We start from the raw sequence: 15,791 nt of genomic DNA on the forward strand, positions 1-15,791 counted from the left end.
GGCCAGGCCATGACGGTAGCTGGGGACAACGGGGCCCCGGTCCCGGGCGTGGACGCGCGCCATGCCCGGGAGGGGCTCTCCACCGCAGAAGTTCGGGAACGCACTGCTGCCGGCCGCATCAACAGTGTGCCCACGGCTACCAGCAGGACGGTCGGAGAGATTGTCCAGGCCAACGTCTTCACCCTTTTCAACGGCGTGGTGGGAGGGTGCTTCATCCTGCTGTTGGTCCTTGGCCAGTGGCGTGATGCGCTGTTCGGGTTGTCAGCCATCAGCAATTCGCTGATTGGCATCATCCAGGAATACCGGGCCAAGCGCTTGCTTGACCAGCTTGCCATCCTGCATGCCGCCAGGAGCACGGTGGTCAGGAACGGTGCCCGGGAAACCATATCCTCGGAAGAGCTGGTCCCGGACGAGCTGGTGGTACTCAACGCCGGAGACCAGGTCACGGCGGACCTGGTGCTGCTGGACGGGAACCCGCTTGAGGTGGACGAATCGTTGCTGACCGGAGAATCTGAGCCCGTCCCCAAGCAGGGCGGTGCCGTACTGCTCTCCGGTTCCCTGATCCTTGCCGGGAATGGGCGGGCCACCGTGCTCCGGGTGGGACCTGACACATTCGCCTACGGTTTGGCCGCCGAGGCGCGCCGGTTTTCCCTGGTGACGTCCGAGATCCGGCGGGGCCTGGAAAAGGTCTTTGCCGTCATTACCTGGCTGCTTCTTCCCACCGCCCTGCTGCTTACCAATGCGCAGATGCAGGAGCAGGGCGGGTGGGGCGGTGCCATGGCATCAGGGCGGTGGGTGCCGGCGGCCGTGGGCTCCGTTGCGGGCATCATGGCCATGATTCCGCTGGGGCTGCTCCTGATGACCAGCGTGGCCTTCGCCGTGGGCGGGCTCCGGCTTGCCCGCCAAAAAGTGCTGATCCAGGAACTTGCCGCCGTGGAGGTGCTGGCACGGGTGGATGTCCTCTGTTTGGATAAGACCGGCACCTTGTCCTCCGGCTCCATCGTGTTCGACGCCATCCACGACGCCGGGACGGTTCCTGCCCCCGGCTGGCGGCAGGCGCTGGAATGGTTTGGTGCCAACCCGGAGGCCAGCAGCACCGCGGCAGCCATTGGAAAAGCCTTCCCTGCGCAGGTTCCGCCGCAGGAGCAGGACTCGGTTCCCTTCTCCTCTGCCCGTAAGTGGAGCGCGGTGACGTTCGCGGCCGGCTCTCCTGCTGCCGGCACCTGGATCCTGGGAGCACCGGATGCGGTGCTGCACGGTCCCCGCTGCGCAAAGGCGCACGGCGATGCCGCAGCGCTCGCCGCAACGGGCCTGCGGACCCTGGCGCTGGTGTACCTGCCGGCGCCGCTGCCCCCGGATGACGCAGGGACCGGGCTCCCGCCCGAGCTGGTCCCGGTTCTGCTGCTGACCTTCCGCGAGAGCATCCGGCGGGATGCAGCGTCGACGCTGGACTACTTCCGGCGGCAGGGGGTAACAGTCAAGATCATCTCCGGAGATGATCCCCGCACGGTGGGTGCGCTGGCCCGCGGGGTGGGGTTTGGGACCGGTGTTACCTGTGACGCACGCCGGCTTCCTGACGATCCCCTTGAGCTGGAGGAAACGGTGGAGGCCCACAGCCTCTTTGGGAGCGTGACACCGTCCCAGAAACGGGACCTGATCCAGGCCCTGAGGCGGCGGGGGCATACCGTTGCGATGACGGGGGACGGGGTGAACGATGTCCTGGCGCTCAAGGAGGCCGACCTGGGGATTGCCATGGACTCGGCCTCCCCGGCAACCAAGGCCGTGGCCCGCCTGGTCCTGCTGGACGGCCGCTTCGAGCGGCTGCCGGCCGTGGTGGACGAGGGACGGCGTGCCATCAGCAACATCGAGCGCGTTTCCCTGGTCTTCCTGAGCAAAACCGTCTACGCCACCATCATCTCTGTGGTGTCAGGCATCCTGTTGCTGGCCTTTCCCTTCCTGCCCCGGCAACTGTCGGCCCTGGACGGGTTGACCATTGGCCTGCCGGCGTTCTTCCTGGCCCTGCAGCCCGGCGGGCAGCGCTACGCTCCCGGGTTCCTCCGGCGCTCCCTCGCCTTCGCTGTACCGGCGGGCATCTGCGCCGCCCTCTGCGTCCTAACGGTCAGCGGCTACGCCCAGACCTGGGGCGGATACAGCGAAGAGTCGGCGCAGTCCGCGGCCACCGTGACCCTGGGGCTGGTGGCTGCGTGGATCCTGGTGATGGCCTCGCGTCCCCTCAACCCGGTCAAGGTCCTGATCCTTGCCGGAATGTACACAGGGCTGGTCCTGCTGTTCACCGTCCCGGTGGCACAGGACTTCTTCCGCGTGGACTGGCCGACTCCCGGCCTGCTGATCCTTTCCACCTCGGTTGCCGCCGCAGGTTGCGTCGCTATCGAGGTGGTGGGGCGGTTCACGCGGCGGCCATCCATGCGGGGCCGCCACGGCGGGCTGGGACCTTTGACTCTGGAAGCGGCGGCATGGGAAGGGGATGGTGGAACTGCCGGGCACCGCGATGGTCCGGCTTCCACTTGAGCAGGAGGCAAGAATGACTGACCTGATGAGATGGTTCGATACCCGGCGCTCCCCGATGGACGTCATCGAGAGGCTGTTCGAAGGCGATATGGGTTCCTCGGCCATTCGGGTTGAGGAGATGATGGACGGCAACACGCTCGTGGTGCGGGCCGAACTGCCCGGCATAGATCCGGAAAAGGACGTTGACGTTACGGTTGCCGATGGCGTGTTGTCGATCAAGGCGGAGCGGCAGGAGAAGAAGGAGCAAAAGGACAAGGACAGCTACCGGTCCGAATTCCGCTACGGCTCCTTCATGCGCCGCATTCCCCTCCCCAGCGGCGTCCAGCAAGGCGACATCACTGCCTCCTACAAGGACGGCCTGCTCGAAGTCCGGGCTCCGATGCCGGAGCAGGAGCAGGAAGCCGGGGCGTCAAAGATCCCCATCAGCAGGGGTTGAGGACAGGTAAAGTACGACGCCGGTGCCTGGCTTCCCGGGGGGTCCGAACCTTGGGGGCCAGGCACTTTCGCGCGCCGGCCCCGGTTTGATGCACCGGTCAGGCCTGGCGCACCGTCCCGGCCGGCTGCCTCTTGGAAGCCAGCGCCTCCGCCGCTGCAATGACCGGGAGCGTCCGCACGTAGGTGTCAGGGTTCAGGGACACGGAGTCGATGCCCTGGCTGACCAGGAACTCTGCGAGGTCCGGATGGTTGCTGGGCCCCTGTCCGCAGATTCCAATCTTGATGCCGGCGGCGTGGGCCTTGCTGATCGCCTCGGCGATCATGGCCATCACTGCCGGATCCCGCTCGTCGAACAGCCCGGCAAGCTCCTCCGAGTCGCGGTCCACGCCCAACACCAGCTGGGTGAGGTCGTTGGACCCGATGGAGAAGCCGTCAAAGCGCTTGGCGAATTCCGCTGCCAGGACCACGTTCGACGGAATCTCGCACATCATGTAGAGCTGCAGCCCGTCCCTGCCGCGGACCAGTCCATGCTCCTCCATCGCCTGGATCACCTGGTCCGCTTCCCGCACGGTGCGGCAGAAGGGAACCATGACGATGACGTTGCCGAATCCCACCTGCTCGCGTACGCGTTTCAGGGCTTTGCATTCCAGGGCGAACCCTTCCCGGTAGTGGCTGCTGTAGTAGCGGGAAGCGCCACGGAACCCGAGCATGGGGTTTTCCTCCGGGCGTTCAAAGGCGCTGCCGCCAATAAGGTGGCCGTACTCGTTGGTCTTGAAGTCGCTCAGCCGGACGATCACGGGCTTGGGATGGAACGGGGCGGCAATCTTTGCGATCCCGGTGGCCAGCACGTCGATGAAGTACTCCTGGGGGTCTTCATAGCCGTTGGTCAGCTGCCGGATGAGCGCGGCCTCGTCCGGGTCCGCCACTTTCTCCGGATGGACCAGGGCCATGGGGTGGATGCGGATCAGGTTGTTGATGATGAACTCCATCCGGGCCAGGCCCACGCCGGCGGCCGGCAGCCGCCACCATTTGAACGCGGCGGCAGGGCTGGCGATGTTGATCATCACGGCTGTACGGGTGGCTGGAAGCGCCTGCATGTCCACTTCTTCCACTGAGAACTCCAGCAGTCCCTCGTAGACGCGGCCCTCCTCGCCTTCCGCGCAGGACAAAGTGACCTTGACGCCGTCGGACAGTGCTTCCGTGGCGTTGCGCGTTCCCACGACGGCGGGCACGCCCAGTTCGCGGCTGACGATGGCTGCGTGGCTGGTGGGGCCGCCGTGGTCCGTGATGATTCCTGCCGCGCGCTTCATCACGGGCACCCAATCCGGATCCGTCATCCGGGTGACCAGCACGGAGCCGTCAACAAAGGATTCGATGTCCTTGGCATCCCGCACCACGCAGGCCTGGCCCCGGGCAATGGCGTCGCCAATAGCGGCACCGGAGGCCAGGACCTTCCCGGGCTGTGCAAGGTGGTACGTCCGGAACATGGTTGTGCTCCTGCGGGCCTGAACGGTTTCCGGCCTTGCCTGCACCATGAAGAGTTCTCCGGTGATCCCGTCCCTGGCCCACTCCATGTCCATCGGCCGCCCGTAGTGCTCCTCCACGGCAGCGGCCCAGCGGGCAAGCAGGACAACCTCCCGGTCAGCCAGCACCAGCGAGCGCTGCTCCCGTTCGGAGGTCTCCACCATCCTGGTCCGCGCATCCCCACCCTGGCTGTACACCATTTTGCGTTCCTTGGCGCCCAGCTCGCGCTCGATCACGGGGCTGAAACGCTCTTCTGCCAGGAGTGGCTTGAACACCTGGTACTTGTCCGGGTTGATGGTTCCCTGGACCACCGTCTCCCCCAGTCCCCAGGCTGCGCTGATCACCACCACGCCGGGGAAGCCGGACTCGGTGTCGATTGAGAACATCACCCCGGAGGCGCCAAGGTCTGAGCGGACCATCCGCTGCACCCCCACGGACAGGGCGACGTCCAGGTGGTCATATCCCTTCATTTCGCGGTAACTGATGGCGCGGTCCGTGAACAGGGAAGCGTAGCAGCGCCGGCACGCATCCAGGACTGCGCGCCCGCCTGCCACATTCAGGAAGGTTTCCTGCTGGCCGGCGAAACTGGCGTCCGGCAGGTCCTCCGCGGTGGCGCTGCTGCGGACCGCAACCGCAAGCTCCGCCTGCCCCGCCCGCCGGCACAACGCGCTGTAGTGTTCCTGGATGTCCGTGGCAATGTCCTCCGGGAAAGTGGACTGCAGGAACAGCTCCCGAACCGCGGCCCCGGCTTGGCGCAGCGTGGATGTTCCAGCGCGCTGGTCTTCCATGTGCTTCCTGATCCGCGGCTCCAGGCCGTTGGCAGCAAGGAACGCCCGGTAGGCGGCGGCCGTGGTGGCAAATCCCTCGGGAACCCTGACCCCTGCGGACTGCAGCGCGCGGCTCAACTCGCCCAGCGAAGCGTTCTTCCCTCCAACGGAAGGGATGTCCGCGATCCCGGTGTCCTCGATCCACTTGACGTTGGCGTTGGCCAGGGACGTTTCTGCGGCGGCACTCATGGCTTGATTCTGGTCTTCGCCGGCCGGGGCATGCAGAGTCTTAGGTCCTGCTCCGCCGCAGCCGCCCCCGCGCCGACTTGTGCACCCAGTCCGCCGTCAGCACCGCAGGGGCCGCAAGGAGCGCCAGCAGGAAGCCCGCCGGTGTTGGCGGTGCCTGGCCCAGCAGCGTAGCGAGGTAGGGCACGTACAGGCAGGCGGCAAGGATGGCCAGTTCGGCCAGGACGGCCCATACCAGGAGCCTGTTGGTCCCCCACCCCAGCTTCCAGGGAGGCACCGTGGCGCTCCTGCAGGCGAAGGCGTTGGCCAACTGGCCCAGAACGACGGCCGTAAAAGCAGCACCGGAGGCAACCATCAGGAGTCCTGCCTCCGGCACCTGTCCGCGGCTCCATCCGCCGCCGGCCAGGACAGCGGAGAACACGGTCATTTCCATCACGGCCTCCACGGGACCCAGGATGCAGAAGACCCGGATGATCAACTGCCGGTCCATCAGATGCCGCCGTTCGGGTGGCCGGGCCAGGATGCGCCTGCCGGGCGGCTCGGCACCGAGGGCCAGGGCAGGCAGCAGGTCGGTGCCGATGTCCAGGGCCAGGATTTGCAGGACCCCCAGGGCAAGCGGGAACTGGCCGCCAGACAGTGCCCAGATGACGAAGGGGGTCAGTTCCGCCACGTTGTCGGTGAGGTGGTAGGTGAGGAACCGGTGGATGTTGGCGTAGGTGGCCCTGCCCTGTTCGATGGCGGCCACGATGGTGCCGAAATGGTCGTCAAGGAGAACCAGGTCCGCGGCTTCACGCGCCACATCTGTTCCGCTGAGGCCCATGGCCACACCGATGTCCGCTTCGCGGAGGGCCGGGCCGTCGTTGACGCCGTCGCCGGTCATCGCCACCACATGGCCGCGGGCCTGCAGCGCCTTGGCCACGCGGAGCTTTTGCTCGGGCGAGACCCTGCTGACAACCACTCCGTCGCGGTCCAGGAGTGCGCCCAGTATCTGGTCGTCCTCCGGCAGGTCCGCGCCTTCCAGCACCAGCTCGGGGCTGCCGGTCAGCCCGATCTGGCGGGCAATCGCCGCCGCCGTGGCCGGGTGGTCGCCGGTGATCATCGCGATCCTGAGTCCCGCCTGCCGCGCCGTGCGGATTACATCCCCCACATCCGGCCGGGGCGGGTCCTGCAGTCCGATCAGGCCCAGCAGTTCCATGCCGGTTTCAAGCTCCAAGGCTGGAGTGGACTGCCACGCAGCAGGAGTTCCCCCGAGCCGGCGCCGGGCCACGGCGATGACGCGAAGCCCGCGTGCAGCCATCACCTCCACCTGTTCCTTGACCGGGCCGGGCACGGCTTCGCAGACCGGGAGCACGGTTTCTGGAGCGCCTTTGCAGAACAGGTCCGTCCCAACCAGGGCGGATTCCCGGCGCCGCACTGGATCGAACGGCAACCGGCGCCAGGGGGCAGGGCCGGCCTCGGTGCCTGTCAGTCTGCGGGCCAGGACGTCCATGGCCGCTTCCATGGGGTCGCCCTGCGCCCGCCACTGTCCGTCGCGGAGCTCGGCCCGGCCCTGCGAAGCCGTGCGCGCTGCCAGCGCCGCCTCCGCGGCCTCTTCCACCCCGCTCCCCTGGAAACCGCCGTCGGGAGCATATCCCTGGCCCGTCACCTGGACAGGACCGGCCACGGTGAAGACTTCGACGGCGTTCATCCGGTTCTGCGTCAGGGTCCCGGTTTTGTCGGTGCAGATGAAGGTGGTTGAGCCCAGGGTTTCGACTGCTTCGAGGTTCCGGACCAGCCCGCTGCGGCCCGCCATGCGCTGGGCCCCCATGGCCAGTGACAGGGTGACGGTGGGCAGGAGGCCTTCCGGGACCAGTGCAACGGCAACGCCGATGGAAAAAAGGAACGAGTCCCGCCATTGGAAGCCCACCAGCAGCGATGCCAGGAAGAAGACCGCAGCGATGCCCAGCGCCATGCCCGCAGTCACGCGGACGATGCGGCGCAGTTCCTGGGACAGCGGCGTGGGCGGAGGAACTGCCCCGCTGGTCAGGGCAGCGATCCCGGCAAGCCTGGTTCCGGCACCTGTTGCCGACACGGAGGCCTCGCCATAACCGTTGACCAGGAAGGTGCCGCCCCAGGCCGGATCACCCGCAATTTTCGGCACCGGGGCACTTTCGCCGGTCAGCATGGATTCATCCACGGCACAGGCCGACGCTGACAGCAGCACCGTGTCCGCGGGGATGCGGTCGCCGGCAGCGAGCAGCACCACGTCACCGACCACCAGCTCACTGGCGTGGACCTTGCGCACCTTCCCGTCCCGCCGGACCACCACGTCGGCGGGCAGCAGGCCCCGCAGCCTGGCGGCGGCGTGCTGGGCGCGTTCCTGCTGGATGTGCGCGAAAACTCCGTTGACAATGACGACGACGATGATCGCCACCGCGAGTTGCGGCATGTCCGCGATGAAGGCCAGTCCGGCCGCGCACCACAGCATGAGGGCGAAGAAGTGCGTCATTTCGCCCCAGAGCTTCCGCCACTGCGGAACGGGTTTTTCCGCGGGAAGCTGGTTGGGGCCTGCCTGCTTCAGGAGCTGCGCGGCCCGTTCAGAGCTCAGGCCCTCCGCGGTGCTCACACAGCGTCCGCCTCCTGCCCAACCAGGAGCACCGGACAGTTGGAGTGGGCAGCGCACGCCTTGCTGACGGAGCCCATGGACGACTTGAGCAGGCCGCCTTCGCCGTGCCGCCCAACTACCAGCATCTGCGCCCGCCGGCTCTCGTCCACCAGCACCTTCGCCGGTGATCCAAACCTGATGGTTACGTCGATGTTTTCCGGCCGTTCACCGGAGAACGCCCGGCCAAGGGCGTCCTCCACCAGGCGCCCGGCAGCATCTTCCAGCCTTGCGGTGAACTGCCGGTCCGCCCCCTCAAGCCGCTGCATCACCAGGTAGTCCGGCATCCCGATGCAGGAGATGACTTCGAGCCGGGCGCCAAGGCGGGCTGCCAGTGTGCCCGCGTAGCGGAGGGCTGCGGAGGAATATTCGGACCCGTCCACGCCCACAATGACCGGCTTGGCTCCTGTTTCTGCGTTCATGGTCACCACGTTCCCGGCTGCAGCCTGGGTTGGGAAGGGCCGAAAGTCATGCCGCCGGCAGCCTCCGTGGACCGGGTTTCCGGCCGGCACCGGGTTTCCTGTCAGCACCGTGGAGCGCCCTGAGCCCGTTCAGGATGGTGGCCAGGTCAACCAGTTCCTGAAGGAGCGCGCCGGCGACGGCGGGAATGTATCCGGTCATGGCGATGGCCATCAGGACAAGGCTGAGCCCTATTCCCGTCCAGATGCTCACCAGGGCGACAGCCACCGTGCGCTTGCCGATGGCCACGGCCTGGGCCACTTTGGAAAGGTCATCGAGCATGATCACCACGTCCGCCGATTCGCTCGCCGCCGTGGCGCCCTTGGCCCCCATCGCGATCCCGACGTCCGCAGCGGCCAGGACGGGGGCGTCGTTGACGCCGTCGCCCACCATCAGGACCGGCCGTTCCGCCAGGGCGGCGACAGTTTTGACCTTGTCCTCGGGAAGGCACTCAGCCTGGACCCGCCCTATCCCGGCCTCTTCGGCAATGTGGGCGGCCGTGGCGCCGGCATCACCGGTCAGGAGCATGGTGTTCTGCACGCCGAGGCCGCGCAGCCGTTCGAGCGTATCCACGGCGTTTCCCCGCAATGGATCCTTCATGATCAACGCACCGGCGTACCCGCCGTTGACAGCCACGTGGACGGCAAGCTGGCCGCTGTGGACCGCGGCCTCCCGGAAACCGGTGGATGAGCTGCGGACCAGGCCTGCTTTTCCCACCACCACCTGTTGGCCGTCACAGACCGCCTCCACACCGTGGGTAGCGTTTTCCGTCGCCTGCTGCACTGGCAGGAGGGCGAGCCCGACTGCCTGTGCAGCTTCGATTACCGAAGCTGCCAGCACATGCGAAGAGTACTGCTCCGCGGACGCGGCAAGTTGGAGGATCCTCCTGCTCCCCAGCGTCTCCCCGTGGCCAGGTCCCACCCTGACCTCATCGAGGACGGGCCGCCCGGAGGTGAGGGTACCGGTTTTGTCGAAGACCGCGGACTGTGCCTTCGCCAGCTGTTCAAGGGTCCGGGTGTTCTTGATAATGATGCCCTTGTGTGCGGCCTGGCTGGTACCGGCCAGGAACGCCACCGGCGCCGCGATCAGCAGTGGGCAGGGGGTGGCCACCACCAGGACCTGGGCAAATCGCAGCGGCTCGCCGGACAGGAGCCACGCAGTTCCCGCCATGGCCAGGGCGAGGAAGGTAAAGGGCACAGCGTAGCGGTCGGCCATGCGGACTACGGGGGCACGGCTGTTGGAGGCCTCCTCCACCAGGGCAATGATGCGGCTGTACTGCGAGTCGGCCGCGGTGGCCGCTGCCCGCATCCGGATAGCCGCCACGCCGTTGACCGCACCGCTGAGCAACTGTTCCCCCTGGCTCCGTTCCACCGGCAGGCTTTCGCCCGTCAGCGATGATTCATCCAGGGTGGCTGAAGCGGACAGGAGTTCGCCGTCGACGGGTACCAGTTCGGACGGGCGAACCACCAATACGTCCCCGGGCGCAACCTCGCCGATCGGGGTGTCCACCAGCACCGCGCCGGATTCCTCGCGGTGGGCAAAGCGGGGAGCGCGGTCCAGCAGCGACCTTAGTTCCCGCGCCGCGCGGCCTTGGGCGAAATTCTCCAGCGCCTCCCCGCCGGTGAGCATCAGGATCACCACCAGGGCCGCCAGGTACTCGCCCACCGCCACCGTGCTGGCAACGGCCATCAGGGCCAAAAGGTCGATGCCCCACCGGCCCTCGCGCAGCGACCGGACCATGCCGCCTGCGCGCGCCACCACGATAACGGCCGCATAGGCCGACGCGAAGATGCGGACCTGGAGTTCCAGGCCGAACTGAACCAGCACCAGCGTGGCCATGAGCACCAGAAGGGTCAGCGCGACAACGGGATACCGTCTGAGGAAGCCCCAGGACTTTCCCATGGGCGAACTGGCGGGTTCCACGGCATCAAGGCTGCCGGAACCCCCGCCGGCTGCCGTGGGCGGGGACGCCTGCTTCCTCATCCAGGACCCGTCGGCACGAGGCGGTGAAGGTCATCGCACATGGAATTGAACCTACCCTTCTGCCGTGGGGCGGGCTAGGGCATTTGGCCCCGGCTTGTCCCCCACCCCTACCGGGTGACCTTTGGCCCTGCCCCCGGACCAACGAACACCGGCATGCTTGAGGCGCAGACCTGCCGCCGACCCGTACCGGAGCGCATATGAAATCCGTAACGACCAACACCGGCAAGGCTTAGGGAGGCAATCGTCGATGCAACCGCGGACGGTGGAGCAGTTCTTCAACGGAGCCTCCACCGCGTTTGGTCTCTACGAAGAAGCGGAGCGAATGGCGGCAAGCGTGGGACCGCACGAGATAAGGGTGGGCAAGAGCCAGATTTCCTTCCGCCGGCACCGCGGGTTCGCGTACCTTTGGCGGCCCGGGGTCTACGTGAAGTCTTCTGTTCCGCTTGTCCTGTCCCTGGCACTGCCGCGGGACCTGGGGTCGCCGCGCTTCAAGCAGATCGTGCATCCTTCGTCCGGAATCTGGATGCACCACCTGGAACTCACGGACACCACCCAACTTGACGCCGAGGTCCGCACCTGGATGCAGGAAGCGTACGGCGCCGCGGGCTGACAGTTAGAGTCCTATGGCCCTGTCAGGCTGGTGCCGGGACCGCAAGGCTGATGCCATGAGCGAGAATGGCCAGCAGCCCCAAAAAATCCATGTCACAGAACAACCCGTCGCCGTAGTGCGTGAAACGGTCCCGATGGACGCGCTGACCAGCTTCTTCGGCCGTGCCTTCGGCGCTGTTATGGCTGCGGTCCAGATGCAGGGCGCCAGGCCCGCCGGCCCGCCGTTCGCGCGCTACCACGGCATGCCGGGCGAAACCGTGGATGTCGAAGCCGGGTTCCCTGTCGCCGGGGACTTCCGGGGAACAGGCGAAGTGGCCAGCGGATCGCTCCCTGATACAGATGCCTTTGAAGCGGTGCATACCGGCCCTTACGACACGCTGGGTACCACCTACGACGCCATCAGGGAACGGATGGAAGCTGACGGTGCCGCCCCCTCGGACACGATGTGGGAGTACTACCTGACCGACCCGGAACAGCAACCGGATCCTGCAACGTGGCAGACCAGGGTGGTGTGGCCGGTCGCCTGAGGCCGGGAGGGGAGACCTGGAAGAACGGCGCCCGGGAAGGCGGCGCCCGCCGTCGGCGTCATGAACCACTGCGGCGGGTAAAGGCTAAGTCCCACGGCTGCGCCCCGTGGCTGGTTTCCGTCCACCCATCGCGGGCTATCTCTTCGCGGAGCGTAAGAACCCGCATGGCAGGCCAGGGACCTTGGTCACCAGCGGCAATAACCGCGGGACATGGCACCGGGCCAAACGGCACTGTCCGGCCCGCTGATTAAATGGCAGCCTCCAAGCATGAAAAGGCGCGGTGCACCCGGGACCCGGCCGGGGTGGGGCCTCCTCTATCTCACGGCGGGGGCGTCATCGATCCTGTTCGTCCTCCTGCTGATAGCTGCCCTGGTGCTGGACTTCCTGGCACCCCCGCCGGTGCACGGCGGAGCTGCCACCCTCGAGTTCATTGCTGCCAACAAAACGAACTATGTGGCCGAGCAGGTTCTGTGGATCCTGCCGAACATCCTCCCGGTCCTTGTCTTCACGGCCCTCTTCGTGGGGCTGATGCCCTTCCGGAAGAGCCTGCCCCTGATAGCTCTGATTTTTGGCGCCCTGCCCTGGGCGCTCCTGCTTGCCGTCCCGGTCAGCAGCCGGGGGTCCCTCAACCTCGTCTATCTCAGCGACCGCTACATGAGCGCCGCGACAGAAGGTGAACGCAGCGCCTACACCACCGCCGCTGAAGCCATCATCGCCGAAAACAACACACCTGCCATCGCCGGCGTCCTCTCTGCCCTTGGAATTCTCCTGATGGGACTGGCAATGCTCACGGCAGCGGCGCCCTTCCCGCAGTACCTGGCGTGGCTCGGTATTGGAACGGGCGCCTTGGGAGTCCTCAGCGAGGCCCTTCGCCACACGGTCCCCGACTTCTACTGGGGCTACGGCATCCTGCTCTGGTTGTGGTTCATTGCCACCGGAATCGTGTTGATCCGCCTGTCCCGGCCTGCCCGGCTAGCATCCCAGGGGCCGCCAGTCAGGGACTTTGGTCCCTAAAAGGCCGGCCGGGCCCTTTGAGAAGCTGGATTCAGGCCGGAAGACGCACCGTAGCTGGGTTGTGCGTCCCGGTTGCTGGACCGGAAGTCGGGCCAGGCCGCCGTCCGCGTCAACGTCGACGCAGGCAGGACCCTGAGGAGAGAACAAGGCACATGGCAGGTACGTTCGAACTGTTCGTTGATGAAGACTCGCAGATCCGGTTCCGGCTTGTGATGCCCGATGGGCACGTTTTGGCGGTTTCCGGACAATTCACCGACAAACAGGAGGCGGCTGCAGCAATAGCTGAGGTACGCGAATGCGCAGGGACCGGGCTGATCCGGGATGTTGCGCCACCGCCGCCAGGCATTGTGCTCGCAGCGGCCCCGCACCTCCGCTACACCGTCCGTCGCAGCGCCCGCAGGCTCGGCAGCGTGGGCGCAGCATGAGCCGAAGCGCTTGTAAGGCGCAGGCGGACTGCCGCTCAGCCAGTAAGGTCAGTGAGGCCCATCGAGGACGATGGGCCTCACTCCTGTATGCCTCCCGGCGACGCGGCGTCAAAAGACACGCGCCGCCAAAGCCCCAGGGAAAACTAGAAGCCGGACGAACTGCCGGAGCCGGAGAAGCTGCCGCCGCTGCTGCCATAACCGGTGGTGCTGCCGCCGCCCCTGGCCGAGTTGACGCTGCTGACCCCGGTATTGAATCCGGAGCTGAAGGTGGCGACAGAGAAAAACTGGTACGACGGGTACACCGTCCCCAGGATGCTCGGCTCGTAGCTCCGCTGCCGGCGGTGGTCCAGGCCCTCATGCGCCGTCTCCATCTGCTCGCGCATCAGCCGCGCCTCCCGCTCGTTCTTTGCAAAACCCTGGATGACCGTTTCCGCATGGTTCTCCAGGAGTTCCGAAAGCCGGGTACGTGCCTGGTAAAGACGGTCCAGGGCCTTTTCCGGTGATATCCGCCCGTCCGCCAGTTCTGCGGTCCACCGCTCGATCTCCCGCAGGCTTTCGTCGCGGAAGGACCGCAGCGCGGCGGCCGTGGCGGAGTCCCCTTGTCCGTGCCGCTTGGCCAGGAGCTGCTCCAGCCCGGCCAGGTCCTTGCGGAACGGGGCAAGTTGCCGGTCCCAGGCGGTAGGCCAGGTGTCGGCGCGGTTCAACAAGGCGTTGCTGTCCGCGATGACGTCGTCCAGCGCGTCCAGCTCGGCGGCGCTGTCCGCGAACTGGCGGGCAAGCTTGAGGTTCTTCCGGCTGCTCAAGGACCGCTTGCCCAACGCATGCACCTGGTTGGACAGTTGAGTGACGGTGGCATAGCGGCTCAGGAAGGTGCGGTGTTTCTCCAGGACCTGGCTCCCATAGCGGGAGGATTCCGGGATGGTCCCGGCGTTCAGTTCCGTCACGTCCAGGTCCATGCTGACGTTGGAGTAGCTGCGGTCCCCACGTTCGATCTGTTTCCGGCAGGCGCTCCTGGTCACGGCGCGGACGATCAACCATGCGGCAACACTCAGGGCCGCAATGCCGCCAGTAACCCATGCTGTGATCAGGAACGCGGCGGACCGGTACCACGGTTGATTGATGAGTTCGGCCGCACGGCGAATGCCGGCCACCGTGCCGTCAGTCCACTGCGCGTCGCGGAACAGGTCCTTTGACGCGTCCTGAATGTCGCTGCGCTGTTCCAGGGAAACCTTCCGGTCCTCGCCCATGTAGGTCCCCACATGGCGGCCCACAGGGTCGAGCGCGAATATGAACAGCCCGTCGGCCCATTTCTGGCCGTCGGCGCTGATCCACTCGGGATGTTTGGACCGGGCAAACTTGAGGACCTCTTCGTTGAGGTTGTCCTCCGCCGTTCCGTTGTAAGTGAAGACGGCGACTCGGGTGGGCTCGTAAAACTGAATGCGTTAGACGGCGGGCAGCAGGGTGTTCTGGTCAAGCACCCCTGCGGTGTCCTCCACAACGACAGCGACGGGTGCCACCGCGGTGCCCGGCGCCGGGAACCCCAGGAGGAGGGCAGCCACGGCAAGTACCGCCGCGGCAATACGGCTGACCACGCTGCCCATATCCCTCCCCATTACTTAGAATCAGGATGAAACCAAGGAGCAGGGCTGCCAAAGGGCCGAAGGTCCCGCGGGTGATGGCCGGTCCGGGCAGGAGCGCAGTCAGGTGACGCAGGAGCCAAAAGCAGTTGTGGCCGGCTATGACGGATCGGATGAGGCCGCGGCCGCTGTTCGCTGGGCAGCCCGGCACGCCCGGGCGGTGAACTGCCCGCTGAACGTGGTGCACTGTTCAATGTGGCCGCTGCTTACCAGGCATCTCGGCCCGGTGCCGGGCGTGTCCGGCAGCGGCCTGGAGCAGTCCGCCCAGTCCATCCTGGAAGAAGGCATTGCGCATGCGGCAGCGGAGGTTCCGGGCCTTCAGGTCAGGAGCACACTGCTCCACGGACTGCCTGCGCAGCTTCTGGCCCAGGTTTCCACGGGCGAACGGCTGCTGGTTGTCGGCAGCCGCGGCCTGGGCGGTTTCCTGGGCCTGCTGGTGGGGTCGGTGAGCCTGGAACTGGCGGCCACCGCTGCCTGCCCCGTCGCCGTCATCCGCCGGGACCTCCACCCGGACGGGCAGGTCGTCGTCGCCGTCGACGCGTCCGGTTCCCCCGCAGCACTGGAGGATGCCTGCGCCCTTGCAACGGCGTGGCAGGCAGCACTCACCGTGATCCATGTCCAGCACCAGCCCCCGGGCCACCGGCGGCTGGCTACGCAGGAAGCCGAGGCTGAGGCCCAAAGGATCCTGTCGTCCGCGTTGACCCATGCACGTGCTGCGGCACCCGGTATCACCGCTGAGGGAGAGGTCCTCACGGACGGCTCGGTCCCGCACGCCATCCTCCAGGCCTCCGCAGAAGCCCGGATAGTGGTGGTGGGTTCCCACGGCCAGGGCATCCTCAGGGAAACCATGGGTTCCACCGCCCACGCCGTCCTGCACCACGCCCGCGGCCCGGTCCTCATCTCCCGCCGGGGCAGTTGAAGGAGAGGCAGTTGACGCAGTCGCCCACCGGATGATGGGAAGGAATGCGGGTGGAGTGTCGGCCCACTGCCGGCGG

13 protein-coding genes are annotated in these 15,791 nt (G+C 66.7%); 7 read left to right on the forward strand and 6 right to left on the reverse strand.

The features are described 5' to 3' along the window. The first annotated feature begins 9 nt into the window (after window positions 1–9). Together ACIGJD_RS11060 and ACIGJD_RS11065 are read left to right on the forward strand one after the other, a co-directional pair. Window positions 10–2,529, forward strand: coding sequence for an HAD-IC family P-type ATPase (locus tag ACIGJD_RS11060; protein WP_483686243.1), 2,520 nt, complete (start codon window positions 10–12; stop codon window positions 2,527–2,529). 13 nt (window positions 2,530–2,542) lie between these two features. After that, complete coding sequence (locus ACIGJD_RS11065) at window positions 2,543–2,965, forward strand: Hsp20/alpha crystallin family protein (RefSeq protein WP_483686244.1); 423 nt, start codon at window positions 2,543–2,545, stop codon at window positions 2,963–2,965. Window positions 2,966–3,062: 97 nt separating this feature from the next. Here the strand turns inward: ACIGJD_RS11065 and ppsA are convergent, their stop codons facing one another. From ppsA to ACIGJD_RS11085, 4 genes are read right to left on the reverse strand one after another with little or no spacing between them, the layout of a single operon-like run. Then, on the reverse strand, window positions 3,063–5,504 hold the full coding sequence (ppsA, locus tag ACIGJD_RS11070; RefSeq protein ID WP_483686245.1) for a phosphoenolpyruvate synthase: 2,442 nt from the start codon (window positions 5,502–5,504) through the stop codon (window positions 3,063–3,065). Window positions 5,505–5,544: 40 nt separating this feature from the next. Continuing rightward, window positions 5,545–8,106 (reverse strand): cation-translocating P-type ATPase, encoded by a 2,562-nt coding sequence (locus ACIGJD_RS11075; protein WP_483686246.1) that lies wholly within the window; start codon window positions 8,104–8,106, stop codon window positions 5,545–5,547. Further along, entirely contained in the window at window positions 8,103–8,564 is a 462-nt protein-coding gene (locus ACIGJD_RS11080; RefSeq protein WP_483686247.1) for a universal stress protein, read from the reverse strand. The genes ACIGJD_RS11075 and ACIGJD_RS11080 overlap by 4 nt, the downstream gene beginning before the upstream one ends. Before the next feature lie 46 nt (window positions 8,565–8,610). After that, window positions 8,611–10,584 (reverse strand): heavy metal translocating P-type ATPase, encoded by a 1,974-nt coding sequence (locus ACIGJD_RS11085; RefSeq protein WP_483686248.1) that lies wholly within the window; start codon window positions 10,582–10,584, stop codon window positions 8,611–8,613. A 247-nt stretch (window positions 10,585–10,831) separates the two neighbouring features. Here ACIGJD_RS11085 and ACIGJD_RS11090 point away from each other — a divergent pair, with 247 nt between their 5' ends. The 4 genes from ACIGJD_RS11090 (at window position 10,832) to ACIGJD_RS11105 (ending at window position 13,159) form a co-directional block, all read left to right on the forward strand. After that, window positions 10,832–11,194: a DUF5655 domain-containing protein gene (locus tag ACIGJD_RS11090; RefSeq protein ID WP_483686249.1), complete on the forward strand. Its 363-nt coding sequence runs from the start codon at window positions 10,832–10,834 to the stop codon at window positions 11,192–11,194. A gap of 55 nt (window positions 11,195–11,249) precedes the next feature. Continuing rightward, entirely contained in the window at window positions 11,250–11,720 is a 471-nt protein-coding gene (locus ACIGJD_RS11095) for a GyrI-like domain-containing protein (RefSeq protein ID WP_483686250.1), read from the forward strand. Between the two features lie 267 nt (window positions 11,721–11,987). Continuing rightward, the gene (locus tag ACIGJD_RS11100; protein WP_483686251.1) at window positions 11,988–12,734 is read left to right on the forward strand and encodes a DUF4386 family protein; all 747 of its coding nucleotides are present in this window, start codon (window positions 11,988–11,990) and stop codon (window positions 12,732–12,734) included. A 152-nt stretch (window positions 12,735–12,886) separates the two neighbouring features. Beyond that, window positions 12,887–13,159: a YegP family protein gene (locus ACIGJD_RS11105; protein ID WP_483686252.1), complete on the forward strand. Its 273-nt coding sequence runs from the start codon at window positions 12,887–12,889 to the stop codon at window positions 13,157–13,159. Window positions 13,160–13,302: 143 nt separating this feature from the next. On the opposite strand, the gene ACIGJD_RS11110 is transcribed toward ACIGJD_RS11105, so the two are convergent. Both ACIGJD_RS11110 and ACIGJD_RS11115 read right to left on the reverse strand, forming a co-directional pair. Next, on the reverse strand, window positions 13,303–14,598 hold the full coding sequence (locus tag ACIGJD_RS11110; protein ID WP_483689479.1) for a DUF5129 domain-containing protein: 1,296 nt from the start codon (window positions 14,596–14,598) through the stop codon (window positions 13,303–13,305). A gap of 3 nt (window positions 14,599–14,601) precedes the next feature. Continuing rightward, window positions 14,602–14,760 (reverse strand): hypothetical protein, encoded by a 159-nt coding sequence (locus ACIGJD_RS11115; RefSeq protein ID WP_483686253.1) that lies wholly within the window; start codon window positions 14,758–14,760, stop codon window positions 14,602–14,604. Between the two features lie 103 nt (window positions 14,761–14,863). On the opposite strand from ACIGJD_RS11115, the gene ACIGJD_RS11120 reads away from it, so the two are divergent. Continuing rightward, entirely contained in the window at window positions 14,864–15,715 is an 852-nt protein-coding gene (locus tag ACIGJD_RS11120) for a universal stress protein (protein ID WP_483686254.1), read from the forward strand. The last annotated feature ends 76 nt before the right edge of the window (window positions 15,716–15,791 follow it).

The organism is Arthrobacter sp. E1SS-5, from assembly GCF_057073715.1.